This is a genomic window from Acidobacteriota bacterium, from assembly GCA_016712445.1.
Lineage (GTDB): Bacteria > Pseudomonadota > Alphaproteobacteria > Caulobacterales > Hyphomonadaceae > Hyphomonas.
This window is the reverse complement of record JADJRB010000008.1, coordinates 1-24,622: the sequence shown is the minus strand read 5'-3', so window position 1 is coordinate 24,622 and position 24,622 is coordinate 1. Positions and strand designations below refer to the sequence as shown.

Genomic DNA, 24,622 nt, shown 5'->3' with positions numbered 1-24,622 from the left:
TATGCGCGCATCACTGCAAGGATTTACGCTGCCAAACCGGGCGCTGTCTTCGGGGCAGCTATGGGCATACACCGTAGACCAAGCGGGCGACAGAACGGACAATCTGGCCCCGCTCTTTTCATCGGAGTTCGGCGGTGATGCGCTGCCAAACCCGCAGCGGCTTGATTCACAGGGAAAGCTTGTGCAGCCGGTCTACATCGACCAGGCCGTAATTTGCATTATTTCCAGCCCGAACACTCCGGTGTTTCAGACCGGGATCATCTTCGCTCCGTTGGTGGGGCGGAACCTCATCAAGGTGTCAGGGAACTACGCGGCGTCTCTTGCGGACGCGAACGGCTTCATTCTCGCGTCAGCCCTCACCGCACAGTCATCGGTCACTCTGCCAGCGGCATCGCCGGCCAACACGCTGATCGGCGTGAAGAAGATCGACCCGTCGGGGAATGCCGTGGTCGTTTCTGGCCCCGGCACGATCGACGGAGAGGCATCGTTCCCGCTGGAGGCGCAATACCAGTTCATAGATTTGGTGTTCGATGGTATGAGATGGCACATCATCGGCATGTCGCCATCCTGGGTATAGGCGAGCCACATGACCACACCGCTCGGAGCGACCAGGAAATATCATTCTGGCGACGGCGCCAGGACAGCGTTTCCGTTTCCCTTCCTCCTCCGCGCCGCTTCCGAAATCACCGTCTACGTCAACGGATCGGTGGTATCGGTCGGTCAGTATACCGTGTCCGGCCTTGGCCTGACCGGCGGCGGGGAGGTGGTGTTCTCTTCTCCGCCAGGCGGCGGAGCGAAGGTCTGCCTCGTCCGTCGCAAGGCGGTCGTGCGGACCGAGGACCGCCGTCGACACGAGCCGACGTTCGCGTCGCGCTTCAATGAAGAGCTCGATCGGCTCTACGAACACGTCCAGGACCTGTCGGATCGCCTCGATATTGCGCTGCAGGTGCCCGCGGCGCTGGCAGACGGCTTCTCCGGCACGCTACAGGCGGCGTCCTTGACCGCCGGGCGCTCGGTTGTGGTGGGGCAAACCGGGTTCTCCCTATCGTCGGCGGCGATCGACGACTTGGCGTCAACGGTTTCCACGCTGCAAGCCCAGGTGGGATCTCTTGGCCCGTCGACGATCACGGCGATCAACATCACGCTCGTGAACGCACAGCAGGGCTACCTGCTGCCGGCACAGGCGGCGCCCAATGGAGCTGGCGTCATCGTCTCGATCGGGCCGATCCGGCTGGTCGCGGGGGTGCACTACACCATCGGCGCAGACCCGACGCACGGTGCCGGCCGGCAGATTGTCCTGAGCGATTCCGTGACGACCGCCGGCGGCACGAACGAGTGGCCCGCAGGGCAGACGATCAGCGGCTGCATGTTGGCAAGCGTCGGCGACGCCGCAATCGGCTTGAAGACCATCATCGGGGCCATGCTCGACGACGAGGCCCTGAACGATACAAGGCTGTTTGGCACTGCGGTTGTGCCGGCGGCAGCGCTTGTCGACGAGATCGACCTGGGCGCGAAGCTGGCCGAAGATACCATCCCGGTTGCAACGCTGGTTGGCACGGGCGTCGGCCGCGGCGCGTTGATGGCCCGCGGAGCAAGCGGGTGGGGGGCGCTGACGCCAGATGCGCCCTCGGCTGGCTTGGCGCTGACCTCGAACGGCGTGGCCGATCCGACGTGGCAGGGGCCGGTGCGGGCGATCGGCGCCACGCCGAACTTTGGATCGTCGAATGCCGGCGAGTGGGCGTGGCATGGGATTTCGCCGAACGTGCGAGCCCTGCGCATCCTGCTGCGGAACCTGCGGATGAACGGCGCGGAGCAGCTGCTTCTGCAGCTCGGCACCGGCACCGCGGATACCCCGGTGTGGAAGGAGACGGGGTACACCGGATGCTCTTCTGTGCCCGGGAACTCCGTCAACCGGCTGCAGAGCGCGTTCATCGTCGACGCCGGCGGCAATTCAAGCGCGATCTTCTCGGGCACCCTCATGCTCGAAAAGCTGAACGGAGACACGTCGTTCGTGCTGACCGGCCTCACCGGCAGGGACAACGCCGGGTTCTCGTTCGGCATGATCATCGCCGCGTCCGTCGACCCAGGCGCGGCGCTCACGCAAATCCGCCTGAAAACCGCCGTGTCCAGCCAGCTCGTTGCCGGGCTGGTTTCCGTGACCGCTCTCTACTGAGGCCCACATGACCGTCCCAAAGACTACCCGCCGGCTCGTTCAGCCCCCGTCCGCAGCCGGAGCCGCGTCGGGCGGCACGGGGAACTACATCATCGAAGCCGAGCGGTCTGGTGGAGTTGCCGGCGCGATCGAGCTGACGGACGCTGTCGTCGCCGGCACCGCGGCGGGCGTCCCGGGCGCCACAGTGAAGGCGCAGATCGAAGCGACCTATGCCGCCGCGCTCGACGCAGGCGCCAACTTCAAAGACCCCGCCATCAACATCCTCACGACGCCGCCCGGGTCTCCGACCAACGGGGACCGATACATCGCGGGCGTGGGCAGCACGGGCGCGTGGGCTGGCCACGACAACGACATCGTCGATCGAACCGCCGGCGCGTGGGTGTTCACGACATCGGTCGCCGGGTGGATCATCAACGTCAGGGATTGGGGGACGGCAAACTCGAACGCGCAGTTCCGCCGGTCGACGGGCGGCTGGGTCGAGCAAGGCGTGACGGTCATCGCCGACCAGGTCGTCGAGACGACAGACCGCGTCTTTCTCAGTCCGACGCAGAGAGACAAGCTCGACGACATCCCGGATGACGCTGTTTCCGAGGCGGATCACGTCGGCGCCGGCGGGGACGCACACGCCAACGCCGTTGCGTCGGTCGACGGCGCTGGCGGGGCCGCCGGGTTCATCACGCCAGCCAGCCAGGAGAAGCTGAACGGCATTGCTGTCGGGGCGGAAGTCAACCCTGCCGACCTGGACGACGTGCCGGACAGCGCCACCCGGGCGGCGGTGCACCCCGACCGCCTGACGCCCATCTCCAACCTCCCAAGCGACACCGTCACTGCGCTGGCTGGCAAGGCCGCCACCAGCCACACGCACGACGCCGCCACCGCATCTGCAGCCGGCGTCGGCGGAGCCGCCGGGTTCATGTCCGCAGCCAGCCAGGAGAAGCTGGATGGCGTCGAAGAGGGCGCCCAGGTTAACCCGGCGGCGATGACGAACGCGCACATCGACGCGCTGACCGACACCACCGAGCGCACGATCACCGCGGCCCGCCTCGGCTACTTCCGCGGCCTCTACATCACCGCGGTCGCGCCGGACTTCGCTTTCCAGCGCGAGGCCACTCTGCTGTCTCGGCGCGTCACGGTACTTCAGTCGGGCGATGGCGACGTGACGATCCCCGGACCCACGGGGGCGGCCGTCTGGACCGTCATCAACAACTCGGGCGCCGTACGCACCGTCACGCCGCAGTTTCTCCCGGTGGTGTTCGGCGGCACCTATGCAAACGCGGCGATCGCGCCGGCGGCCTGGCCGACGACGCTGCCGAAAACAGGCGTCCAGGCGCTCACCATTTCGGTGTGGGTCTACCCGACCGAGCTATCGACAGCCCTTCCGCAGTACATCCTTTCGACCTATTCGGGCGAGGCGGACGCGGCCATCGCGACGCGCGCACGGATAGAGTTCGGGCTGCGGTCGGCAAATGGCGGCGAGCTTGGTTTCTTCGCGACCAACCAAGCCGGCGTTGAGGTCGGCCGGGTCGCCATCCCGATCACGACGTCCGGTCTGGTCGCGTCGACGTGGAACCACATCGCTTTCAGCTTCGACGGCGTGGCCGGGACCGCCAGATTTCGGATCAACGGCGTCGCACGCACGCCGACCAACACCTTGCCTGGTTCTTACACGGTCGCCTGGGGCAACACCGACGGGACCAACCCAACCGGCCGGTCGTTTCTTACCGTCGGCAACCGTTTCGGCAAGGGCGCGAACGGCTGGCGCGGCGCGCTTGGACAGTTCTGGCTCGACGACAGCTTCACCAACCTGGATGACGCCCCGACGCTGGCCAAGCTCTATACCTCGAGCACCAACTCCCCGCGCGACCTGGGGGCCAACGGGACGGCGACGAGCCTGTCCCCCGCCATCTTCCTGAACACCGCGGCGAGAGCCGATAGCCAGTATGTGAACGCCGCGCCGTCGGCTGGCGAGGTCTGGACCGACGTAAGCGCCTTCACGCCGCTCGTGACGGCGGTCCCTCTTGACCCACCGCTTGCCGTGCCGCTCGCCACGATCGCCGGTGGCGCCTCCTACAGCCTGGAGAACGGCGCCACCGCGACCTTCTACGTCGAGAACAGCGGGAGCGGACTGGTCCTCAACTGGATCGTGTCGGACACGGGCACGGGCGCGAGCACGACCGGCGGTGCCGCGCGCATCTACTCCGGAGACGGCGCGCCTTCATCCACGTTGGGCGCGACTGGCGACACCTACATCGACGAGCAGAACGGCGATCTGTTCGTCAAGGAGGCAGCCGGTTGGGGTGCCGCGCGGATGCGGATCCAAGGGGCGCCTGGGGCGCCTGGCAGCGGCTACGGGACCGATCCCACCGTTGCCCCCTACAACGCCGATGCCACCGGCGCCGCAGACAGCACAGCCGCCATCCAGGCCGCCCTGGACGCTGGCCGACACGTTCACCTGCGGGCAGGCCTCTACCGCTGGACCACCCTCCGGATCTCGGATGTGGGCGGCGTCCTGAGCGGCGACGGACCCTACGCGACCGAGGCGAGACCCTACCTGCCGGCCTACGTCACCGACGACGGCAGCGCGGCGCGCCACGGCTCGATGGTCGACGGCATCGCCCTGGCGCAGGCGGTCGACTCGACGGGTGTCGTGACGATCCGCGCCGACGGCTTGATGGGCGTGACCAGCAAGACGACGTTCACCATCCCGCGCCGCATCACGTTCACCATGCGCGAGACCTGCGGGCGGCGGCCGGCGAAACCCTGTGGCTGCAGATCAAGGGCACGTCGCCGGATTGGGGCGCGCAGGTGGTCGAATACCTGCCGGTCCCGGGCGGCTTCGTCTCCTCCGCCCAACCGATCGAGGGGACAGCGGTTCCGGCCGGCGCGACGCAGGTGTTCGTCTCGACGGCCAACACGGGCTCCAACACCGTCTGGTACGTCCCGGCCGGCCAGGCGGTCGTGTGGCTGCCGTGGACGACATTCGGCGGCACGGTGTTCACCGCGATCCAGTCCGCGGTGATCGGCACCGTCACCGGGCTCACAGCGTTTGCCTCGCTCGCTGGCGGCGGCAACGGGGCGGTCACGACGTTCACCCCCCGATCGTCCGCCAGCGTCCAGATCCAGGTCGGCGTTGCGCCGCCACCGATGGTTCGATGGGCCGGCAAGTCCTACAAATATCCGATGATCACGGGCATCCTGTTCGCGAACTCCGCCGACGGGCTGTCGGCAAGGCCGTTTGCGGGAAGTGTCCAGGCGCTTTACGACGGGCTCGCCATACAGGGGCTATCGGAAGCCTCGGCTACGCCGCTGTTGCTCGGCCCCAAGATCAAAGACTGCGCGATCATGGCGTTCGCCCAAGGCATCCAGAATGTCGGAGGGTTCTCAGCTGGCGCGCAGTCGCAAAAGTGGGAGATCGCAAACGTCTCGATGCAGATGGGCGACGCCATCAACAACGCTCACCCGACGGCGTTCTGCTACGGCATCCAGACGGTCGGCGATTGGGCTTCGCCGACGATCTACAACGTGGACATCAAGGGCTATGTGGCGGGCGTTGGTGACTATCCAGGCTCTCGCTACGTTGGCCGGTGGTTCCGCGGCGTGCAGGGAGTGGCGTGGAACGGATCGGCGCAAAACGGGCGGCACGCCAGCGGCGTCACGGCAACTGGCACACAAACCCGGTACACCACCATTGCATGTCTCGTCGAGAACGAGGCCATGCGAGGGTCCGACCTTGGCGGCGGTTGGTGTGAGCAGGCGCGCTTCGGCCTGGTCGTCGGGCAGCAGAACGAGTCGATCGCCTACGCGGGCTACCACGGCAACGCTGGCAACCTGCAGCAGGACAAGGGGCCGATCACGGCAGGCCGAACAGTTTGGTCCTTCGGCTTCCTCGCACGCACGGCCGCAGACCTGGACGTCTACCTGGGCAAGGTAGGCGCGGAGGCGCTGGTCGCCACCAACCTCTACACGATACAGGGGCTCGGCAATCGCTTCGGCGGCACGATCACTTTCGCCACGGCGCCGTCTGTCTCCAACCCGCTGTCCTTCACCGACGTTCTGATCAGATCCAAGCCTGGCGTGTCGACCGCTGTCGGCCGAGCGTCGAGCCTCGAAATCGAGAACTATTTCTCCTGGGGGGAGCGGGGCTACGCCGATTGCGTCGGCGAGGGCGCGCTGCAGATCGACGGGCACTTCACTGTAGAGGGGTCGGCCGCGGCTGTATCGGCCAACGCTGGCAAGGCCAACTTCTTGATGACGCCGCCGGCGCTCGTCGCGCAGACGGTCGTCACGCTCACAGACAGCTTTTCGTACGTCGAAATCAGCGGCACGGCAACGATCGATACGCTGCACCTCATGTCGGGGCCCGGGCAAGAGGTGCTGTTCCGGGTCACCAGCGGCACAATCACCCTGACGCAGAGCGACAACATCGTCATCGGGTGCTCGACGGCGACCTCGGTCACGGCGACCAAGGCATTTACCGCGTGTCGCCTCGGCTCCGACGCCGGCGGCAAGCGGGTGCTGATCACCAGCGCCGACGGAGCAGGCGGCGGCGCGGCGAGGGTTGCCGGCGGGCAGGTCTTGCGACGGCGAGCCGCGCCTGGCGGCATCCGACATCGGTAAGACGCTGCACGTTTAGGGGGCCTTCACCCTGACCGTTCCGTCGGCGGTAGTGGCCGCCATGACGACCGAGGTAGACGAGATCAGGATCTACGCGGCAGGCCGCGTGGGCTTTGCCGATGCCGCCATCGTTGCGGCTGGAACGGGGGTGACCGTCACGCCGCCGGCCGGCGGACCGCTGCAGGTCACATCGAAGACGTTCGGCAGCTTGGTGCGGGTGGCCGATACGGAAGTGGCGCTGCAGAACGCTTCCGGTGGCGCCGGCGGCTCGGTGGTCAACAGCATCGCGCTCCCGTCGATCCTCGACGTCACCTTCAACGTCACCGACCTTCCGATCGTCGTCGGCCCTGACGTGCCAGTGACGCTGACCAAGATCTACGCCCGCACCGTATCGGGGACCTGTACCATCTCGTTCAAGCGCGGCGGCACCGACATACGGAACTCCGCGGGCAACGTCATCTCCGCGGCGCTGACCACGACATCCGGCGTCATCATGCTGTCGACCACCATCCCTCAGACCCTGGCGGCATATGGGGTGGTGACAATGACGGTGACGGGAGCGACCGCGCTGGCGGGGCTCATTATCTCGATTTCCGGAGTTCCGACCTGATATGCCTGTGACATACGACCTCACGGGAACGCTCGATGCTGCTGTGACGCTTACCGGCGGGACCAAGAGCGCCGCCGGCGTGTCCGTCACCAGCGTCGCGCCACTGCAGCCGACGTTCAAGATCAGCGATCCGCGGGTCACCGGATCCGGTCCCGGGCCAGTGGCTGACCATCCGGCTGTCGGCCAGCGGCGGCTCCTGGGCGGGCGTGTGCTTTCGCCCTGACCAGACGGGCCGGTACTGGTTCCGCATCCGCACCGACGGCAGCAACGTGATGCGGACCTATAACGTCTGGCTCGGGCCGGTCTACAACATCCCGCGCTCGCAGGCTGATACAGAAGCGCCGGAAGACCCGGCGATCGATGCCGAGGCAAACGGTGAGTTCTTCGGGCGGAACCTCGTGATCAAAGGCACATCCCGGCTGATCCCCCACGGGCGCCAGATGACCGTGACCACGACCGCCGGAAACAAGACGTTGACCGCGGTGTCGCTCGGCGCCGGAACCGATAGCGTCTCGGCGAACCATGCGTTCCTGTGCCCCGGCTTCCCGGCGGGCACAACGGTCGCCTCCTACAACGCGGGAGCGGCGCAGATCACGCTGAACAGTTCGGCGAACTGCACCACGTCCGCGACCGGCGTCGCCGCCTCGTCCCGGTATCCGATCACCGTCTTCCCGAGCTGCGCGTCCGGCGCGTCCGGCGTCGTCGAGTTCATCAAGCTGCAGGCGCAGCCCGAGGGGCCGGTGGTGCTGATCGTCGATTGGTGCTGCCCGGCGCGGGCACTGCTGCGCGTCGGCACTACGACGATATGGGGCATCCGCGTCCGCAATTCCGGCGGGATCAAGGCAACGGGCATCGGCCTGTCGTTCGCGAACCTATCGACCGGGCTGGCCGCGAGCGCGGCGAATACCGTGTTCGAGGACATCCCGCCGGACGAGGATCGCACGTTCTTCTTTGAAGTCACGTCGACCGCTTACGGGTCGTTCCTCTCGCTGGATGTCACGGTCACCTGTGACCAGGGTGACAGCGTGACGGCGATCGCCGCGCGCGGCTGGTATTACGGCGCCAAGCCAGCCGGGCTGACCGCTGGCGTGGTTCCGCCTCCCGGCACCCTGCCGACCAAGCCCGCAGACTGCCCGCTCATCGGCGTGTGGCTGTTCCCGCCGTGGCGCGGCCGTGGTGCGGCCATCGGGCACACGTTTGAGCGGCGGCCGGAGCTCGGGTACGCAAGTTATGAGCGCCAAGAGTTCTGGAAGTGGCACATCAAGTGGCTGGCCGAGCACGGCGTCGACTATCTCTTGGTCGAGTGGATCGAGAGGATCCGGAAGACCGGGTTCAACAAAGACATCAACAAGAACTATGCGCGCGATTGCGTAGACAACGGGTTGCTCCCGGCGTTGGAGGCTGTTGGCTTTGTTGGCAAAATAAAATTCGAGATAAACTACGTCTGCCAAAACGACGATGTGGCGCTTCCGCGAAATCAACTGAACAGTGATATTGAAATCTATACAGGGAACGGCCCGCCGGGCACGGTGGCTGGATCGCAAGATAATGACTACTACCTCGACACCACCGTCGCCGCCGGCGTAGGCCAGCGGCTGTACGGGCCGAAGGCGGGCGGATCGTGGAACACCGCATATTATGTGACGACACCGCCGGGCACGACCCGCGCGAAGTGCTTCGCCGCGTGCAACTTCCTCGAAATGTTTCGGCGGCAAGTCCCGTACTTCACGCATCCGGCGTACCTCTACACTCCCGGCCCGACGCCAAAGGCGCGGTACAGCTTCTTCAACGCCAACACCGGGTTCTACGTCCAGATCACGGCGCCGTTGGGGGATGATGACTACGCCGGGAACAAGACGGACGACAACGACCTGTTCGTCCAGACGCTCCTGGCGCGCGCGAACCGTCTAGCGATCGTCGGCGGCGTGACCAACGGCATGTCCTGGGGCGCCGGGCAAACGGCCGGCGGAAAGTCCACCGATGGACTGCCGGGCGCCACCCCACAGGATCGCGCGAACGGCAACTCGGATTTCTGGTCCGGCCTCGGCTTCGATCGGTGCTCCTACTACGGGCTGTTGGGTGTGAACCGCGTCGCCAACGTAGAGGACGCAGCGAAGACGCAAGCGGCGATGGATACGGCCTGGGATGACCAGGAGAACATCGCTCACGGCATTCGGCCGCAGCTATACATTTGCGGTGGGTTCGATCATCACCGATGGCAGCAAGCCAAGCGGATGACTTCGTGGACCATCGTCGGGTGGGATTACGATCGTCTGAAAGATCACATGAACGCCGCGAAGGCGTTCTTTGTCGCCAAGGGGATCCCGAACGCGCAGAGAGAAATCCTGTGCACCGCGCTCGATGAATACGGCGAGGGGTCAATCTTCGCGCCGGTCGCTCAGAACGGGTTCAAGTTTCTGCAGGCTATCCGCGAGGTCTGGTATCCGGACGCTACAGCGCCGACGATCATCGGCCCGGCGGATGTCTACGCCACGCCGGCAGCCTTCCGCGCGGCGCTCCCGCAGGATGCGGTCAACTTGTTCCGGTGGGTGGCGACCCCGACCGCCTATCCAGACGAAGACGTGAACACCAACACCAAGGAAGGCGTGCAGGTGCCGGGGGGGTCATATCCGGCTGTGCACCCGGCGCGGAATGTGTCGTCGTGGGTCGTGTCGAGCGCAACCAACCGGGTCGAGCCTACGCCTGCCGTAGGGGTCATCCCCATGTCCCGCGGCGTCAACGCTACAGGCGCGATCCTGACCGGCGCCAGGATGGCCGAGCTTGGGGTCAACATCTATCGGCGGAACTTCCCGGTCCTGTGGACGCGCAACAGGGACGGGTCTGGACGGAAGACGGCATACAACACGCCGGTCGTCGGAAAGACCGGGAACTTCGGTGACGCGCTCCCAGGAATAACGGCTTGGGTTGACTCGCTGGATCCGAGCGTAACCGTAGTTTGGGATCCACATCACTGCCCTGGGTTCCCGACAGAAATTATTACTTACGACAACACCACCACGCCGCCGACTGAGGTCTCGTTCAACAGCGCTGGCGGAACATCGCACGCCGACTATCCATTGAGTTGGTACTTTGGGTTCGCCGTAGGGCAGGCCGAATATTGGCGGCAGCTGGCGCTCTGGTGCATCGGCCGGACGGACCGAAAATATGGGTTCGATCTACAAAACGAGCCGAACCAGCCATGCCAGTCGAATGATGGGGCTGCTCTCGGAAGAGGCTCCGCGGCCGGCCAACACGGCATTGCTTACCCCGAGCTCGTCACGGCGGCGACGCAGCCGACGCAGGCTTACCTGAACGGCCTTCACGCAGCGTGGGTGGCTAAGGGTGGGACTGCCCCGACTTGCCCCCGCAGCGCGACGTGGATTTCGCGATCGGCGCACGGGACCCGCGGAGCTGGAGAGCAAGCGTCCTGCTGATGCAAGCGGCGATCCGCTCGGTGAACACTCGCGATGCGATCATCTACGAGATGCCGTTCCGTGGCGGCAGGAACGTCAGCGGCACGAACATCGACATGGGGCCGGCGCAGTCAGGCCTGCAGGACAACGCCAACTGGTTCAACTTGGTCGACGTGAACCGGCTGATCTCCTGGCACTGCTACGATCCGGACACGTACAACGTCTCCGGCGGGTGGCGCGGGCGCGCGACGGTCACCGGCGGAAGCACGGCAATCACATGGATCACGGCCGACGTGCCCGAAGCCGACGACGGGATGTGGCTTGTCGAGTTCGACTCGGCGGCAACCGGCGGCTCCACCCCAGGCCAGCCGATAGCCACGAACATCCCGCTCGACACCAAGCTGGTAAGCGTGTCGCGCACGGGGGCCGCGCCGAACATCGTCCTGAGCGGCGTCATGGACAAGGCGGCCACCGGAACGGGCACGAGGACAGTTCACGTCAACATCCAGCCGGTACGGCCGACTCTTGTGCAGATGACGGCGAACCTCGCCAAGATGACCGCGTGGCAAGCCGACCAGGCAACCGCTGGCACTCCTATAGACGTCTTCATTGGCGAGGCTGGATCGATATGGCACGCAAAGGAACTGCCGGCGTATCATGCCGACCTGATCTCGCTTTTCGAGGAGCGCAACTGGCGATGGGCGCATCACACGATCAACGATCAGGGCGGCAGCTTTAGCGCGAACCGGAACGCAGCTTTGATGGCTGTGCTCACCGGGGCGTTTTCTGCAAACTCGGCGTAGCATCCAAAAGGAGGGCGCGACTTTGGCAAAGCGGGTACGCATCACGGCACAGAACACCTGGACCGATCCGGTCCGCATTTCACGTATTCCGCGGCCTCTCATGCTTGGGATCGGCGGGCCATCGATGACGTGGACGGGATCGCTGGTGACCGTCCGCTGGTGGTTCCAGGAACTGACCGTCGCAGAGTGCTTCGAGTACCTGCAGCTCGCGGTGGCCGACGGAGGGTCGCACACGATTTCGCCCGGCGGGCTGATCTACGTGCAGGCGGGAGTGAAGACCGGGCACTACACGTCCGGCGACGATTTCTGGATAGGGCTCGCGTGATGTTCATTTCACCAGGAAAGGTGTCGCCGAGGCGCTGGTCTGCTTCTGCCACTGGTTTGCTGGCCACGACCAACGGCGATGGCGTCGAGAAGACGGTCGGCCGCATTGTCATCCCGGCGAACACGCTGGCTGTGGATGGGGATGCAATTGATCTTACGTTTGCGGCTGCGTACCTCAACAACACCGGTTCGAACCAAAGCCCGCAGCTTGGCATATCCAGGAACCTACTTGCGAACTGGTACATGGGCTCGGCGCAAACGGTTGTTGCAACACACGCAAACCTGTACGTGTTTTTGCTCGGAGTGCGGATTGATCGAACGTCGTCCACAACGGCGAACGTCACAGCGGGCGTGACGGTGACGCTTCTTGATGGGTCCGCATCAGTAAGTGGCTTCGGCACGAGATACGGGTCTTTGACGGTCGGGGGCGCTGTTCGCGGGCTACTTTCGATCGGCGCTCCAATGGATTGGACCATAGAAAATACGATCAAATTCAAGGCTATTCTGGCAACTAACGGAACCCCGGCGCTTCATCAAATCACAGGCCTGACCGGTCGCGGTATCCTTCTGACGTAGAGGCGGGCGATGAAACACTACACAATTGCCGGCCGGTACTACGGCTATTTCGCGGATGCTCCAGAGGGCGCAACCGAAGTCCCGTCTCGCCCGCTGGTCGATGACGCGACGTGGGATGGGGCCGCGTGGCTGCTGCCGGCCGGCGGTGACTGGATCGCGGGCTTTTGCGCGCAGGTCGATGCCGAGGCAAACACGCGGGCGGCGAAGGTCGCAACCGAGCATCACGCGCTCAATGACATCATGCTCGGGCAGCTCTACGAGGCGCTGCTGCTGACGCTCTCGGCCGACCCGTCTCCGACCGAGGCGGAGTATCCGCTGCTCGCGTCGCTGGTCGGCATAGCGCCCGGCGTGACGACGCTACCCGAAGCGGCGCCGTATCTCCTTGCCACGGCCCGCGGCTGGGGCGCCATCGCCGGCCCGATCAACCGGACGCGCCTCATCGCCAAGGCGCAGATTGCCACCTGCACCACCAGCGAGGAATTACGCGCCGTTCGTGACGGCATCGTCTGGCCAGGATAGCTGCTACTCTACGGGTATGGTCATTTGCTAATGCGGCACGCTTCGGGTAGACACAATAGAAATATACCAAGTATGGGGTACGCCAATGATCCCCGACGAGTGCCCGGGTTGGGAAGCCTGCCAGAAAAGAACGCTGTGCAAGGTCAGTGAAATGATAAACGAGTGCAGAGCTGCCCTATTGGGCACGATCGACGACCTGAGACAGTCCGTCGAAATGCGCGTGAAAGACAACTCGCGGTTCCATCGGCTCATAGATCGCCGATTGTCTGATCTTCAACACTCCGTCGACAAGACCAGGGCCGCCCAGGCGCCTTGGGTCAAGGTGTCCGCTTACGGCATTTTCATCATCGCGGTTTCGAACCTGACCGGGATGCCGGACACCGTCACCCGCCTCATCTCCCACGTCGACTCGCCGGAGATCGTGAGGGGGGCCATCACAGCCGCCTTGGGCATAGCCATCGCCGCGCTTATGGAGTGGCTGCAGGTTCGAGGGAGACGGCGGATCGATGAATACGAGCGGCGCCGAAACGACGAAGACGACGACGACATCCTCTAAGCCGACCGTCGAGAACGGTCGCCGCTGCCAGAAATGCGGGGCCGTGAAGAGAGTGGCCGGGGCGGTCATGTGGTGCGGTAGATGCGCCATGTGGGCGTGGTCCCGGCGGTTCACAGAAAGGGCAACTCCATGATCGCGAAAATGCTTTCGGACCCGACGTCCTGGAACGGACTCGGCGTCGGCAGTATCGGCGGGCTGCTGATCACCGCCGCACTTGCCATCCCCGATACCTTCACCGCGTTCGGCCTGGCGGCCAGCGAGCTCACCATCATCGGTGTCCTGGTCGGCGGCCTGCTGGTGGTCGCCGGCGCCTTGGGCATCGGCATCAAGGGCGCCAGCGGGACGCTGCAGGACAAGCACGCTGCCGAGATCGCCGAGCTGAAGCAGGCGGCCGGCATTGCCGACCAGCCGGCCGGCACCGCAACCCCATCGGACCGCGGAAAGGGGGTGGTGTCGCTGGTCCTGGCTCTCGTCATCGCCCTGAGCGGGCTGGCGGCGTGCGCCACGACGGACACGCCGGCGCTCTCGCCCAAGCAGCAGCTCTTCGTGCTCCGGTCGGACTACGGCTCCGCCCTGCAGTCGATCGCGACCTATGAGGCGCGGCCGCGCTGCACCGAGACGTTCGTCCTCGACTGTTCCGACCCGAGCGTCGTGACGGCCCTACGCCGCGTCGCCGGCAGCACCCGGGCCGCCCTCGATGCGGCGCAGGTGATCATCATGGATCCCGGCATCCCGCCGGCCGTGGCCGACCAGCAGCTCACCGTCGTGCGATCCGCGCTGGCCGCACTCCGCGGTGAGCTTGTCCGGGGGGCCTCGAAGTGAGCAAGGAGAACCAGAACATGCCGCTGACCTTGGCAACCGCGCTGCTCGGCCTGCTCGACCTGGGGCTTGGCGCCCTCGACGTCTGGCAGCGCCACGGCGCCACCGTCCGCGATCTGGCAACGAGCGGGCGCGAGCCGACCGATGCCGACTTCGCCGTGCTGAAAGAGATCGAGGACGCCTTGCTCGCCCGCATCAACTCCGATGCTCCGGACGCGCCCGAGTTCCGATCCGCATTTCCCAAGGGGGAGCAAGTCGGCGGGCCGCTGTAGGCCGCTCCGTCGCCACATCGGAGGACTGGTTGATGACCAAGGAGAATGATGCGGGGCCGGTGAACCTGAGCCCCGCGGCGCCAGATGGACCGCTCCCGCCGCTCACGCACGCCGGCGCGCACCCGCCGCGGCGCGGTGTCCCGCGAACCCTCGACGACTGCCTCGCCGCCGGCAGCGGCACGCCGGGCACCGTGCCGACCGAGGAAGACCTCCTCAATTGGGAGATAATCAACGGGGAGCGCGGTCTGTGAAGCTCGGCCGGCGCGGCCGTGCGCTGATCCAGGGCCGCGAGAAGTGCCGCCTCGAGGCCTACGCGGCTACCGAGAGTGAGCGGGCTCGCGGCATCTGGACGATCGCCTGGGGCCGCACGAAGGGGGTCAAGGAGGGCGACACCTGCACCCAGGAGCAGGCCGACCAGTGGTTCGCGGAAGACGTGGCCGACCGCGAGGCGTCCATCAACGCTCTGCATCTGCCGCTGACGCAGGCCATGTTCGATGCGCTGGTGTCGCTCTGCTACAACAACAAGACCGAGGACGTGCTCGGGGGCGCCACCGTCGGTGCGCCGCTTCGCCGGCGGGATTGGGTTGCGGCCTGGCGGGGGTTCTCTTGGTGGATCCACCAGGACAAGAAGCCGGTGCGCGGGCTGGTCATCCGGCGGGCGGAGGAGATGGCGCTGTTCGCCTCGGATCCCTGGCCCCGAGGCTGAGAGGGGCGGCGCCGCGGTCGGTGGCTCGCGGCGCCGCCAGCCTTCCTATTCGTGCAGCGCGCGGTCTTCCACCGAAGCGATGAACTCATCGATAGCCGAGTTCAGCGCAAACCACCTTTCTTCCGTATGTTTCTGCAGCCGAGCCGAATAGCACCCTTGAACGGCGGCAAGCGCACGTAACTTGCCTTTTGCTTCCTCCCAAAGAGCAGCCTTCATCGCCTTATCGAGGCTGAAATTATCTATCGTCACGTCTTCCCTCCTGTTGTTCGAAGCTGATCGCCCACACCCACGGGTTCGCCTCCCAGGCGCCGGCGCCGTTGATGGACTCCCATAGATGCGCAAACTGAAAGCGTGACGATTCATCGCTTCCGTTTGCCAGCACAAACGATGTTGAGCACCCCTGGCCCGCGTCCCCGTACGACGGTTGGGGGTCTAACTGGGTGGAATAGTGATACGGACACGATCGGTGGCGCCCGCCATTTGGCAGCAAGTTCGTGTTCCAGTGCGCGCAATCCCGGCAGCGACCCATGATCCACCTGGGATCGTGGTCTCGGTGGCGTTCATCGGGGCCAAACCTCGCCCCCTCGGCGATCGCGTCCTCTTCGCTGATCTCTTGCAGCCGCTGCGCGCGGACCTCCGTCACCTCGAGGTCGATCCGGCTCGCCCACCTGGGCATGAAGCGGGCGTGCCGATAGCGGCTGTACGTCGCCGGCGGGATGTCGCGCGGCGGCAGGTGGTCGAATAGCGACGGCGCCCGCCAGGCTTCCCTGACCCACAGCCTGTCGCCGGGCTTTCCGTATGGGCACCTTTCGGCAATCCGGTCGCGCTCGTAATCGTGCCAGCGCAATTGCTTGTCGCGGAAGTGCCAGTCGTAACCGGGCGTATCGCTCGGGCCGAACTCCCGCAGCTTGATCGCCCGCCGGGTCTGCGTCTTCCGGCCGGCCCGGATGGCGGAAACCATGTCCTGCTTGAACGGAGCCGGCCGCTCCCTGGGGGCGCTCATGCCGGCGGCTCTTGCTTCGGCCGGCGTCATGTTCGGCGTGCGCTGCCAGACTTCGGCCGTCGTGTGCCGCCGAGTCGCCCGCGCTGCGTCGTCGACGTTCATGCTGCGATCCTCGGCATTTCGTTCCATTCCGCGCCGTCGAGCTCCCGGCCGGCGTGCTTCGTGCCGACGCGGGCCATGCACCACGGCATCGCCTCATCGCGAAGCCCTCGGGCGAAGTCCTCGGTGGACAGAAAGCAACCATCGTTCATCACGTAAGCGCGGCGGCCCGTGGAGGCGAGCAGACCAACTGGCTTCCATGCCCCCACTGCTTGAAGAACAGTGCCCGGCCGGCCGCCTTGACCTGGTCGCGGATGTCGCGCACCCACTGCGGGTGCATCGGCCGCGCGCCCGGCCCGCTCTCGCCGCCGACGATGATCTGGTCGATGCCGTGCAGCCACGGCAGGAAGTCCACCGGCCCGAGCAGCGGCTCGGCCGACACGATCCGCACCGCCGCCGGCGTCGCCAGCAAGTCGGGGATGCGCTCGTCGGCCGTCGGCTGGTCCTCGACGCTCACGCCCATCTGGACGTTGGGCAGAGGCCAGTTGGGCTCGATCTCCTCGCGGTGCGTCATGGCGTCTTCGGCTTCCCGGTGAACCGCCGCGATGCGGTCGAACGTCAACCACGCTCGCATCCGCGCCGGCCGCTTCGTGAGGACGATGAACGTGTGCTGCGGGGCCAGCGCCATGACGGCGAAGACGCGATCGATCGCCTCGTCCGGCACCGCTTCGTGGAACAGGTCGCTGATCGAGTTGACAAAGATGCGCTTCCCCGGCTTCTTCCACCGCAGCGGCAGGGTCAGCGCCTCCTTGACGACATCGACGCGGCCGGTCCAGCGTGGCTTGCCGTCGCGCATCTCTGCAATGCCGTGGCCCCACTGGCCGGGCCTGTTGAAGCGCGCCGCCATCGCCTCGGCGTAGCAGTGGCGGCAGCCCTCGGAGACGCGCGTGCAGCCGCGGATGGGGTTCCAGGTCGCGTCGCACCACTGGATCCCGGTGGTGGCGCTCATTCGTGAAGGTCCGATCGCGCTGCCTCGATCATGCGTCGCCTCGCTCGATTTCTTCACAGATGCGGCCTACAAGATATCGCGCGCTGCAATCGTGCAGTTTCTCGCTCAGCGACTCGACTATCGCCACGCACCGCTTCCGCTCGGCGGCGACACGCGCATTCCCGATTGATTCGGCGGTACTCACAATGTGTTCGTACATCCCTTGTAACTCCCGCACGCGGGCGACGAGGGCAAGCACAGAGCTTGGCCGTATCCAACCGCGTTGAGCGTACGCGGCGCCGATGATTGCAGCCTGCTTATCGTACTCAGCCTCTGCGGCTCTCGCCCGCCGCTCCATCTCGTCCAGGTCGATGCCCATCACTCCGCCTCCACGCTGCCGGCGGGACCGCTGGTGTCGGCGCCGTGCCAGTGCACGTTTTCCAGGCCGCTGAGCATCAGGTCGATCAGCGCCAGCAGCTCGGACGCAGGCGTGCTCGGGTAGCACGTCACCGCCTTGGCGATTGTCACTGGGATGTAGCCGTGCTCGCCGCGGTCCAGGCGCGTTGCGGAGAACAGCAGGCGCAGCAGCGGCTCCTTGCCCGGGCCGGACTGTAACTCGGGGGACCCCACCTCACGCGGCACGATGCGGTAGCCGGCGCCGGTGAGCGCGTCGACGATGTTGGCGGTAAGATCGTTCGATGGCAAATGCGGCCGGCCCTCGAAAATGACTTGCGCAATCACCTCCTCGACCAACTGCTTCTGCTTATTCGGCGTGACCGTGTCCGCGGCGCTGTCCGCGGCGCTGTCCGCCTCATCGGAGCCGTATGACGAGAGCCACCGCTGGTGCTCGGTGATTTCCCGCAGCCATTCCCCGTGCTTCCTCGGGCTGCGGCGGACCGCCCTCAGAAGATCATCGAGGCGGTTCTCGACCCATTGCTTCTGCCGCAGCAGGCCGCGCGGCTCGCGCGCACGGCGTTTCAGGTCGTCGATGGCTTCCAGCACGATCTCGTTGTCCGGGTCCACGCCGAGAGCGGCGGCCGTTTCCTCAAAGGCATTGCTCAGGACGTCGCGCTCGGCGGCGAGGGCGGTGCATCGCTTTCGCAGGTAATCGACCTCGACCGCCAGGAGGTACGCCTCCTCGGCAGACGGCTGGCCCAGGAACGTGCCTGGGCCGACTTCGATGATCTGGTTGACGCGATACTGTTCCAGGCGGCGGGGCATTGTGATCTCCTTAGAGGGGTGGCTGCGTCAGAACCCGACGGCGAACCGGATTTCACGGACGACGGCGGCGAGCGCAAAGGCAGCGGCGACCAGCAGGACAAAGCCAACCGGCAGCACGACCCACACCTGCAGCTCGACCTCGTGCCGCATCCACCACTGGCGGAACCTGTTGTCCTGCCATCTTTTCGCGCGGGCGATCTGCTCTTTCTGCTTCGTCCACAGATCGTCGCCGCACAATTCGGCAACGTAGTCATTGGGGTTGCCGTCCCCGGCCGGCCAATCATTCATGGTCAATCTCCGTAAGGTGGCCGGCGGGGGCGCCGCCGGCCGGATGTCAGACCCGCACGCCGATGTCAGACCCGCACGCCGATGCTGGAAAAGAAAGCCTTCGTCGCTTTCAGGTGCGCGGCGTCTTCGGGGCGGTGCTGCTCGATCACGCCGAAGACGTTGTGGTTCGTGGTCCAGACCCGCTGCGCGTCCTCGGTCGTGCCGCCGATCTCACAGATGGCCGCGCACCAGGCGGCCCCGGTGGCGAAATACCGCGTCTCTACAGTGTCGGGATTGTAGAGCCCGATCGGGTGGCCCTTGCTCTTCACCATCTCGCCGAGGCGCCAGTGCCCTGGCGGAGCCGCTTCCTGCGCCGGCTCCGGCTCGACCTTGGCCGGCTCCGGCTCGACCTGGGCGGCGACGGGGGGCTGATCCTTTACGGCGGACTCACCTTCGGCCTCGGAGGCACCTTCGCCCCCCGTCCCATCGGCGGGCCGCTTCTCGCTCGGCTCGCCAACGTCGTTGCTGGTTGCGGCAGCAGGCGCCGCCGCGGTCGCGGTCGCGGTCGCTGCCTGGATGGCGCCGAACGCCGGATCGGCAGGCGCCTTCTCCTTGTCTGTCGTCGCCGCGGCTGCCGCCGTGACCTCTCCCGTCTCCGGGTCGACCACTTCGGACTCCGGGTAGAACTCGGTGGCGATGTCCTCGTCCGTCTCCCCGTCGAACACCGACGAGTCCGGCGACGGCAGCAGCAGCTTGGCGCACTCGGCCTGCAGCATCTTGATGTTGATGCCGTGATCCAGCTGCCGCCGCAGCCGGGCCACGCCGAGCGCCTCGAGATCTTCGGTGGTGCTCGGAAATTCGAGCGTGACGTAGTGGATCGTCTGCTGGCCGCTGCCGTCGGGCGAGTCGACCTTCTTGTCGTAGAGCACCAGGTCGAGCGGGATGCCGGCCAGCGGGCCGCCCGTGATGAGCTTGAACTCCGCGAGCGCCGACATGAGCGAGACGACGGAGTTGTAGGAGGTGGTGCGGAACGACCAGATGCCGCCCACTCCAGGCATCCCGCGCAGCACGACACTCAGGTTGCCGTTGAACTTGCACGGGTCGAAGCCCTGCCGGCGCTGCTTGCGCTCCTCCGCGCCCCAATTCGGCTGGATGCGCTCGCAGGTGCACGGCACGGGAATGGTGCTGCCGCTGGTGCCGTTCGCACGCATCGCCTCGCGGCCGTCGCCGCGGCACCACAGCTTCGTGCCAACGTAGCACGCATAGGAGGACATGAAGTTGCGCTCCGGATCGTCGAAGCGCAGCATCACCGGCAGCGACCGCGGCTTGGCCCCGAACAGTTGGGCGGCGTACGGATCCGGCGTGAAGTTGCCGTCATCGCCTTTGTCCATCGTCGTCACGACGAAGTGATCCAGCTTCTGCGGCAGCTGGTAATCGTTTCCCTTGGCCGACCGGCGGACGGCCCCCCTCATGCCGATCTTGATCTTCCCGCGCTCGTGCAGGCGCGGCTCTAGGTTCCTGATCATCATTCCCGAAATTCCTTCCGCTGTGCGTGCCTGGGCAGATCCAGGGCGCCGCCGTCGCCGTAGCCGGTCCATCGCCCGGTGCGCTTGCACTCGGCATAGCGCCGCAGGAACTTGGCCATCTCCTCGTGCCCCTGCTTCAATGCGCCGTCCGCCAGCGGCCAGATGGCCACGAACTCCGGAGCTGGTCGGTCCTTCTCGATCGCCACCAGGGTGCAGTCCCGCTCGGCCGGAACGAGCGCTGCCAGCCCGGCGCGATACCACGCCATCCGCCAGTGGTAGCCGTAGTTCAGGACGGAGCGCGCGAACGCATCTTGGCTCGCGTCCTCGCACGTTTTCAGGTCGACGATGACGGTGCGGCCGTCGATGCTGGCGAGGCGGTCTATCCGCGCCTTGCAGGTGAGCTGCGTCTCCTCGTCGATCCAGACGATAGACAGCTCGTTGACCCCAGGCGCCGCGAGCACCGCAGCAACCCACGGGTGCGCCCGCGCGGCGATCGCCATGTCCTTCACGGCGGCGGCTCCCGCCACCGACAGGACGGCGCGACTCCCCGCCCGCTCCTCGAACGCATCCCACCACTCGATCCGCGCCACGGTGTCTGCGCTCGGCTTCTTGGCGTTCCGCAGGTTCTTCCCCGGTTTCGCCGGCGCGTCGTCGGGCACGATGATGTAGCGAGCGTCGAACAGGTCCGGCTCCAGGACGGCGGTATGCAGGGCGTTGCCGACGATCAGCGCCTCGGTCTTGGCGGCGATGTCTCGCTCCGCCCGCCGGACGTGCGCCGGCGACTTTTCCATGTAGATCAGCGCCGACGCGCGGACGCCAGGCCAGGCCGCGTAAGTCTCGTAGGGCACGTCGCGGTACAGGCCCGGGCCCGGTGCCTCAGTCATCGTAGTGGACTCCGGACATGCGGCACCCGCCCGGCTTCGATCGCGTCAATCAGGCAGCACGCTGAACGCAGGTCGATGCCGGTGATTCCGTCGACCCCTGAAAGCCTGACGATGGCGGCGGCGGCGGCGAGGCGCTTCTCGTCGAGAGCGGGCGTGGGCTTCATCACCGCCGGCGTGAAGGCGACCGACAACGATACCAGGGAGGCGCCTACCGGATCCGGGTACGAACCGGACGTCATCGGCAGCGCAACAGCCGTCTCGGCCGGAGCCGGCCGGCTCGCCTCCTCCTCGGCAAGACGGACCATCTCGCGGGCGCGGGCGCGATCGGCTTCCAGCTCCTCCTCGGCTTCGCGGGCGCGGCGCTCCGCCTCGGCAGCCACCCGCTCCGCCTCGGCAATGGCGAACGCAGCCGCCTCCTCGGCCTGCTGCCGGGCACGCTCCGCGATCTGCTCCTCGCGCACTCGCTGCGCTTCGGCCGCCGCCTGTTCCGCCTGCTGCCGCTCCCGCTCGAGCGCCTCGGCGCGCAGCCGGGCCAACTCGGCAGCGTCGGCCTCGCGAGCGTCCGCCCGGCCCAACTCGTCGCTCAGGCACAGCGACGCGCGCTGTATCGCCTGCTCGGCCCGGGCCGCAAATTCCTGCCAGTCCCGCTGCGGTAGGAGGCGCAGCGAAACGATCCGCTCCTTGACCTGGGCCGCTGTCGGCTGCTCGCTGAACACGGTCAGCCCCTCGATCAGCGCCAGGGCGCCTTCGTGCGCGTCGACGCGCTTCGCCTCCGCCGCCAGGAAGTCGTCGAGCGGCTTGCGCACCCGGTCGCGCAGCGACTCCAGCCGCGCGCGCATCGTCCGCCGCTCGGCATCGACGATGCCAATTTCCTTCCGCTTGCTCTCGTTCAGCTTCTTGCCGAGTTCGTCGAGACGGATGCAGGCGCTGGCCACCTTGCGGGACAGGGACGCGCAGGCCTTCCGGCCGCGGTCGGTGCTGATGTCGACCGGGATCGCCAGCACCTCCTCCTCGAGGCGAGTGAGCAGCTTTTCCAGCCCGCCCGGCTCAAACGCCTTCGCGGGCGTCAGCGTCTCGATGACGACGAGCGCGGTCTGCGGCGCGGACGACGGCTCGATGATTTCCTGCGTTGCTTCGGTCATGTGCTCCCTTTCTTGCTGTGCCGCGACGAGACGATCCCGCTCGGCGGTGGCGTCGGCCACGAACTTGGCGTGGCGACGATCGTGGTCTCTCTGCTCCTCCGCGGTGACGACGACGTCATGGAGCATCGAGACGAAGGCGGAGGCGCTCGTGATCTGCAGCAGCGCGCGCATCGCCCCCTCGTCTCCGGTCACGATGACGGCGCCAGGTAAGTCCCGAGCGCCAACAACGAGACGCACAACAGGACGCACGCCAGCCACGCGATGGCGTAGATCACGGGGCGGCGCTGCTTGAACCGGTCCTCGCTGGCGATCAGCTGCAGGTACAGCGATCGAGCGCCGGCACCGCGGAGGAATCGTCGCGCCGGACTCGCTGGACGCAGGCGCCACAGACGTGAAAGGCGGGACGGTCGCCGCGGCAGGTAGAACACCCCCACCAGCACCGTGCCCCGCGTCTGGTCCCGGAACACGACGTAGACCTGCCGCGGCTTGCCCTCGGCGATCGTCGAGAGGCTTTTCTCCCGAGCCCGCCTGACCGCTTCCATGACCGTCATTGGCATTGGCAACCGCCTCCACCACGCGCAAGCGACACGCCATCAGAAACGCACCTCGGGCTCGCCGTCCAGCCCTTCCGGCACGTCGGGCACGATGTACGTGTCGTGCAGCGGCGTCATGGGGTGATCCATGCGGGTCATGGGGTCCTCCGGGCCGGCAGGCAGGATGGACAGCAGGTCGACCGCGTCATCGTCCTCGTCCCCGTCCGTCTGCTCGACCGCTGCGCCGGTGACGATCATGGTGATCGGCGAGATGAAGTACGCCGCCGAAAACCTGGGCGGCTCGACCGAAATCGGGTTGCGGATGTATGCGCGCGCCTCCAACAGCGCGTGCTGCTCGATGATCCGCCGTACCTCTTCGCCGGTGTATGTCACCTCGAAGGTTGCGCTTTTCTCCATGTGATCTCCTTGAAAAAGCGGACCCGGAGCCGCTGTCGCGGGGGGCGCGATTGCGCGCTCCGGGTCCAAGTGCGGCGCTACGGGACGTTAGCGCCGGCAGCTGCCGCGCTGCCTGTCGTCGACCAGGGAGGAGAGACGACACGCGGCGGCCACGGGAATAATCATGGTCCTGTTGCGCTTTCGCGTCAAGTGGCGGTGTCGCGATTGCGCGACACGTCGATCGCATATACATTCGCCGGTGATGATTGTCTCGTACGACGAACAGCTTCTCGCCCTGGCCGCAGAGCACGGCGTCCGCATGGACGACGCGATCAAAGCGGCCGGCATCAACCGCTCGACAGTCGCGCGGTGGAAGAACGGCGAGCTGTCGATGCGAGAGGGCACGGCCCAGGCGATCGCGGCGCAGATCGTCGCAATGGCAGCAGAAGGAAAGATCGATGGACGAGACGACAGCCCAACCACCGCAGAGCACCCCGCCGGTCGATGTCCTGACGGTGCTACGTGCCGTACGCCAGGAGCGGGCGGTGCTGGTCAAGCGAGTGGCGGAGATCGACGCGGCCCTGGCGGCGCTGATCGCGGACGTGACGCCACCGGCGCCGCCCGCTCCGCGGCGGCAGCGACGCAAGGACGCCGGCACCACCCGAGCAAAGCCTAACGGCGCCGCCGACGCACAGGCTTCGGCGTAATCAACGGCCCCACCTCACAGGACAGTCACATGGCACGACCGAAGAAAGCACCATCGAAGCCCGAAGAGCAGATCGACGGCATTGCTGTATCGCTCCTGTCACGCCTGCTCGCGGCTATTCGAGAAAGGCGACAGATCCAGGTCGACACGAACATGGAGCACGCGGCCGCCTGGAAGGAGCTGCACGACGCTGGCGCCAACGCCGCCGCCTGGAAAGCCTTGTTGCGCATCGAGCGCATGGAACTCACGAAGCGTACGGAGTTTCTGCGCGCGTTCGACGCGGGGCGCGCTCACCTCAAGCTGGACGCCCAGGAGGTGTTCGACTTCGACGGCGAAAAGAAGAAGCTGGCCGACGCCGCGGCGCTCGCCGGCAACGCCTACGTCCGCGACCCCGACGACGAGCCGGGCTTCGATGGTGACGACGCGATCGAGGGGAACGGCGACGAGGACGAGGACGACGACGAGCCAGCCCCGGCCCCCGCCGCCAAAGCGGACGCGCCGCTCGATTTCGAGGAACTTGCACGGAACGCCG

Annotated in this window: 28 protein-coding genes; 17 read left to right on the top strand and 11 right to left on the bottom strand. The window is 66.4% G+C overall.

Annotated features, from left to right (window positions below; all coding sequences use genetic code 11):
* Window position 1: 1 nt before the first annotated feature.
* The 15 genes from IPK75_18910 to IPK75_18840 all read left to right on the top strand — a co-directional run bounded on the left by IPK75_18910 (window position 2) and on the right by IPK75_18840 (window position 15,385).
* Window positions 2-577: a hypothetical protein gene (locus IPK75_18910; protein ID MBK8200424.1), complete on the top strand. Its 576-nt coding sequence runs from the start codon at window positions 2-4 to the stop codon at window positions 575-577.
* A 9-nt stretch (window positions 578-586) separates the two neighbouring features.
* Entirely contained in the window at window positions 587-2,173 is a 1,587-nt protein-coding gene (locus IPK75_18905) for a hypothetical protein (GenBank protein MBK8200423.1), read from the top strand.
* 7 nt (window positions 2,174-2,180) lie between these two features.
* The gene (locus tag IPK75_18900; protein MBK8200422.1) at window positions 2,181-5,192 is read left to right on the top strand and encodes a DUF2793 domain-containing protein; all 3,012 of its coding nucleotides are present in this window, start codon (window positions 2,181-2,183) and stop codon (window positions 5,190-5,192) included.
* A gap of 1,656 nt (window positions 5,193-6,848) precedes the next feature.
* Window positions 6,849-7,397, top strand: coding sequence for a hypothetical protein (locus IPK75_18895; protein MBK8200421.1), 549 nt, complete (start codon window positions 6,849-6,851; stop codon window positions 7,395-7,397).
* Between the two features lies 1 nt (window position 7,398).
* Entirely contained in the window at window positions 7,399-7,620 is a 222-nt protein-coding gene (locus IPK75_18890) for a hypothetical protein (protein MBK8200420.1), read from the top strand.
* Between the two features lie 49 nt (window positions 7,621-7,669).
* Window positions 7,670-10,831, top strand: a complete 3,162-nt coding sequence (locus IPK75_18885) for a hypothetical protein (protein ID MBK8200419.1) — start codon at window positions 7,670-7,672, stop codon at window positions 10,829-10,831.
* On the top strand, window positions 10,831-11,613 hold the full coding sequence (locus IPK75_18880) for a hypothetical protein (protein MBK8200418.1): 783 nt from the start codon (window positions 10,831-10,833) through the stop codon (window positions 11,611-11,613). The genes IPK75_18885 and IPK75_18880 overlap by 1 nt, the downstream gene beginning before the upstream one ends.
* 124 nt (window positions 11,614-11,737) lie before the next feature.
* Entirely contained in the window at window positions 11,738-11,938 is a 201-nt protein-coding gene (locus tag IPK75_18875) for a hypothetical protein (GenBank protein MBK8200417.1), read from the top strand.
* Window positions 11,938-12,513, top strand: coding sequence for a hypothetical protein (locus IPK75_18870; protein MBK8200416.1), 576 nt, complete (start codon window positions 11,938-11,940; stop codon window positions 12,511-12,513). The genes IPK75_18875 and IPK75_18870 overlap by 1 nt, the downstream gene beginning before the upstream one ends.
* 9 nt (window positions 12,514-12,522) lie before the next feature.
* Entirely contained in the window at window positions 12,523-13,032 is a 510-nt protein-coding gene (locus IPK75_18865; protein MBK8200415.1) for a hypothetical protein, read from the top strand.
* An 85-nt stretch (window positions 13,033-13,117) separates the two neighbouring features.
* Complete coding sequence (locus tag IPK75_18860; protein MBK8200414.1) at window positions 13,118-13,588, top strand: hypothetical protein; 471 nt, start codon at window positions 13,118-13,120, stop codon at window positions 13,586-13,588.
* A gap of 129 nt (window positions 13,589-13,717) precedes the next feature.
* Window positions 13,718-14,410, top strand: a complete 693-nt coding sequence (locus IPK75_18855; protein ID MBK8200413.1) for a hypothetical protein — start codon at window positions 13,718-13,720, stop codon at window positions 14,408-14,410.
* 17 nt (window positions 14,411-14,427) lie between these two features.
* Window positions 14,428-14,679 carry a hypothetical protein gene (locus IPK75_18850; GenBank protein MBK8200412.1) on the top strand — a complete coding sequence of 84 codons (252 nt, stop codon included), beginning with the start codon at window positions 14,428-14,430 and terminating at the stop codon, window positions 14,677-14,679.
* Window positions 14,680-14,711: 32 nt separating this feature from the next.
* Window positions 14,712-14,930 carry a hypothetical protein gene (locus tag IPK75_18845; protein ID MBK8200411.1) on the top strand — a complete coding sequence of 73 codons (219 nt, stop codon included), beginning with the start codon at window positions 14,712-14,714 and terminating at the stop codon, window positions 14,928-14,930.
* Window positions 14,927-15,385 carry a lysozyme gene (locus IPK75_18840; GenBank protein MBK8200410.1) on the top strand — a complete coding sequence of 153 codons (459 nt, stop codon included), beginning with the start codon at window positions 14,927-14,929 and terminating at the stop codon, window positions 15,383-15,385. Before IPK75_18845 ends, IPK75_18840 begins: the two co-directional genes overlap by 4 nt.
* Before the next feature lie 45 nt (window positions 15,386-15,430).
* On the opposite strand, the gene IPK75_18835 is transcribed toward IPK75_18840, so the two are convergent.
* From IPK75_18835 to IPK75_18785, 11 genes are all read right to left on the bottom strand, one after another.
* The gene (locus tag IPK75_18835) at window positions 15,431-15,634 is read right to left on the bottom strand and encodes a hypothetical protein (protein MBK8200409.1); all 204 of its coding nucleotides are present in this window, start codon (window positions 15,632-15,634) and stop codon (window positions 15,431-15,433) included.
* Window positions 15,621-16,490, bottom strand: a complete 870-nt coding sequence (locus tag IPK75_18830; protein ID MBK8200408.1) for a hypothetical protein — start codon at window positions 16,488-16,490, stop codon at window positions 15,621-15,623. The genes IPK75_18835 and IPK75_18830 overlap by 14 nt, the downstream gene beginning before the upstream one ends.
* Window positions 16,491-16,638: 148 nt before the next feature.
* Window positions 16,639-17,436 carry a phage Gp37/Gp68 family protein gene (locus tag IPK75_18825; GenBank protein ID MBK8200407.1) on the bottom strand — a complete coding sequence of 266 codons (798 nt, stop codon included), beginning with the start codon at window positions 17,434-17,436 and terminating at the stop codon, window positions 16,639-16,641.
* A gap of 28 nt (window positions 17,437-17,464) precedes the next feature.
* Window positions 17,465-17,794, bottom strand: coding sequence for a hypothetical protein (locus IPK75_18820; GenBank protein ID MBK8200406.1), 330 nt, complete (start codon window positions 17,792-17,794; stop codon window positions 17,465-17,467).
* The gene (locus IPK75_18815) at window positions 17,794-18,636 is read right to left on the bottom strand and encodes a hypothetical protein (GenBank protein MBK8200405.1); all 843 of its coding nucleotides are present in this window, start codon (window positions 18,634-18,636) and stop codon (window positions 17,794-17,796) included. The genes IPK75_18820 and IPK75_18815 overlap by 1 nt, the downstream gene beginning before the upstream one ends.
* A gap of 27 nt (window positions 18,637-18,663) precedes the next feature.
* Window positions 18,664-18,924, bottom strand: a complete 261-nt coding sequence (locus tag IPK75_18810; protein MBK8200404.1) for a hypothetical protein — start codon at window positions 18,922-18,924, stop codon at window positions 18,664-18,666.
* 65 nt (window positions 18,925-18,989) lie between these two features.
* Complete coding sequence (locus IPK75_18805) at window positions 18,990-20,432, bottom strand: hypothetical protein (GenBank protein MBK8200403.1); 1,443 nt, start codon at window positions 20,430-20,432, stop codon at window positions 18,990-18,992.
* Entirely contained in the window at window positions 20,429-21,313 is an 885-nt protein-coding gene (locus IPK75_18800; GenBank protein ID MBK8200402.1) for a PD-(D/E)XK nuclease-like domain-containing protein, read from the bottom strand. Before IPK75_18800 ends, IPK75_18805 begins: the two co-directional genes overlap by 4 nt.
* Window positions 21,310-22,626: a hypothetical protein gene (locus IPK75_18795; protein ID MBK8200401.1), complete on the bottom strand. Its 1,317-nt coding sequence runs from the start codon at window positions 22,624-22,626 to the stop codon at window positions 21,310-21,312. Before IPK75_18795 ends, IPK75_18800 begins: the two co-directional genes overlap by 4 nt.
* 17 nt (window positions 22,627-22,643) lie before the next feature.
* A complete protein-coding gene (locus IPK75_18790) occupies window positions 22,644-23,006 on the bottom strand; it encodes a hypothetical protein (protein ID MBK8200400.1) in 363 nt (120 codons plus the stop codon).
* A 42-nt stretch (window positions 23,007-23,048) separates the two neighbouring features.
* On the bottom strand, window positions 23,049-23,405 hold the full coding sequence (locus tag IPK75_18785) for a hypothetical protein (protein MBK8200399.1): 357 nt from the start codon (window positions 23,403-23,405) through the stop codon (window positions 23,049-23,051).
* Window positions 23,406-23,842: 437 nt separating this feature from the next.
* Here IPK75_18785 and IPK75_18780 point away from each other — a divergent pair, with 437 nt between their 5' ends.
* A complete protein-coding gene (locus tag IPK75_18780; GenBank protein MBK8200398.1) occupies window positions 23,843-24,091 on the top strand; it encodes a hypothetical protein in 249 nt (82 codons plus the stop codon).
* A gap of 29 nt (window positions 24,092-24,120) precedes the next feature.
* Window positions 24,121-24,622, top strand: a 502-nt coding sequence (locus IPK75_18775; GenBank protein ID MBK8200397.1) for a hypothetical protein, incomplete at its 3' end; no start/stop codon positions are given.

Bases quoted from the DNA above. Each gene is read 5' to 3' on its own strand.
- IPK75_18910 (MBK8200424.1), top strand. From the start codon at position 2: ATGCGCGCATCACTGCAAGGATTTACGCTGCCAAACCGGGCGCTGTCT.
- IPK75_18905 (MBK8200423.1), top strand. From the start codon at position 587: ATGACCACACCGCTCGGAGCGACCAGGAAATATCATTCTGGCGACGGC.
- IPK75_18900 (MBK8200422.1), top strand. From the start codon at position 2,181: ATGACCGTCCCAAAGACTACCCGCCGGCTCGTTCAGCCCCCGTCCGCA.
- IPK75_18895 (MBK8200421.1), top strand. From the start codon at position 6,849: ATGACGACCGAGGTAGACGAGATCAGGATCTACGCGGCAGGCCGCGTG.
- IPK75_18890 (MBK8200420.1), top strand. From the start codon at position 7,399: ATGCCTGTGACATACGACCTCACGGGAACGCTCGATGCTGCTGTGACG.
- IPK75_18885 (MBK8200419.1), top strand. From the start codon at position 7,670: ATGCGGACCTATAACGTCTGGCTCGGGCCGGTCTACAACATCCCGCGC.
- IPK75_18880 (MBK8200418.1), top strand. From the start codon at position 10,831: ATGCAAGCGGCGATCCGCTCGGTGAACACTCGCGATGCGATCATCTAC.
- IPK75_18875 (MBK8200417.1), top strand. From the start codon at position 11,738: ATGACGTGGACGGGATCGCTGGTGACCGTCCGCTGGTGGTTCCAGGAA.
- IPK75_18870 (MBK8200416.1), top strand. From the start codon at position 11,938: ATGTTCATTTCACCAGGAAAGGTGTCGCCGAGGCGCTGGTCTGCTTCT.
- IPK75_18865 (MBK8200415.1), top strand. From the start codon at position 12,523: ATGAAACACTACACAATTGCCGGCCGGTACTACGGCTATTTCGCGGAT.
- IPK75_18860 (MBK8200414.1), top strand. From the start codon at position 13,118: ATGATCCCCGACGAGTGCCCGGGTTGGGAAGCCTGCCAGAAAAGAACG.
- IPK75_18855 (MBK8200413.1), top strand. From the start codon at position 13,718: ATGATCGCGAAAATGCTTTCGGACCCGACGTCCTGGAACGGACTCGGC.
- IPK75_18850 (MBK8200412.1), top strand. From the start codon at position 14,428: ATGCCGCTGACCTTGGCAACCGCGCTGCTCGGCCTGCTCGACCTGGGG.
- IPK75_18845 (MBK8200411.1), top strand. From the start codon at position 14,712: ATGACCAAGGAGAATGATGCGGGGCCGGTGAACCTGAGCCCCGCGGCG.
- IPK75_18830 (MBK8200408.1), bottom strand. From the start codon at position 16,490: ATGAACGTCGACGACGCAGCGCGGGCGACTCGGCGGCACACGACGGCC.
- IPK75_18825 (MBK8200407.1), bottom strand. From the start codon at position 17,436: ATGAGCGCCACCACCGGGATCCAGTGGTGCGACGCGACCTGGAACCCC.
- IPK75_18820 (MBK8200406.1), bottom strand. From the start codon at position 17,794: ATGGGCATCGACCTGGACGAGATGGAGCGGCGGGCGAGAGCCGCAGAG.
- IPK75_18815 (MBK8200405.1), bottom strand. From the start codon at position 18,636: ATGCCCCGCCGCCTGGAACAGTATCGCGTCAACCAGATCATCGAAGTC.
- IPK75_18810 (MBK8200404.1), bottom strand. From the start codon at position 18,924: ATGAATGATTGGCCGGCCGGGGACGGCAACCCCAATGACTACGTTGCC.
- IPK75_18805 (MBK8200403.1), bottom strand. From the start codon at position 20,432: ATGATGATCAGGAACCTAGAGCCGCGCCTGCACGAGCGCGGGAAGATC.
- IPK75_18800 (MBK8200402.1), bottom strand. From the start codon at position 21,313: ATGACTGAGGCACCGGGCCCGGGCCTGTACCGCGACGTGCCCTACGAG.
- IPK75_18795 (MBK8200401.1), bottom strand. From the start codon at position 22,626: ATGCGCGCGCTGCTGCAGATCACGAGCGCCTCCGCCTTCGTCTCGATG.
- IPK75_18790 (MBK8200400.1), bottom strand. From the start codon at position 23,006: ATGACGGTCATGGAAGCGGTCAGGCGGGCTCGGGAGAAAAGCCTCTCG.
- IPK75_18785 (MBK8200399.1), bottom strand. From the start codon at position 23,405: ATGGAGAAAAGCGCAACCTTCGAGGTGACATACACCGGCGAAGAGGTA.
- IPK75_18780 (MBK8200398.1), top strand. From the start codon at position 23,843: ATGGACGAGACGACAGCCCAACCACCGCAGAGCACCCCGCCGGTCGAT.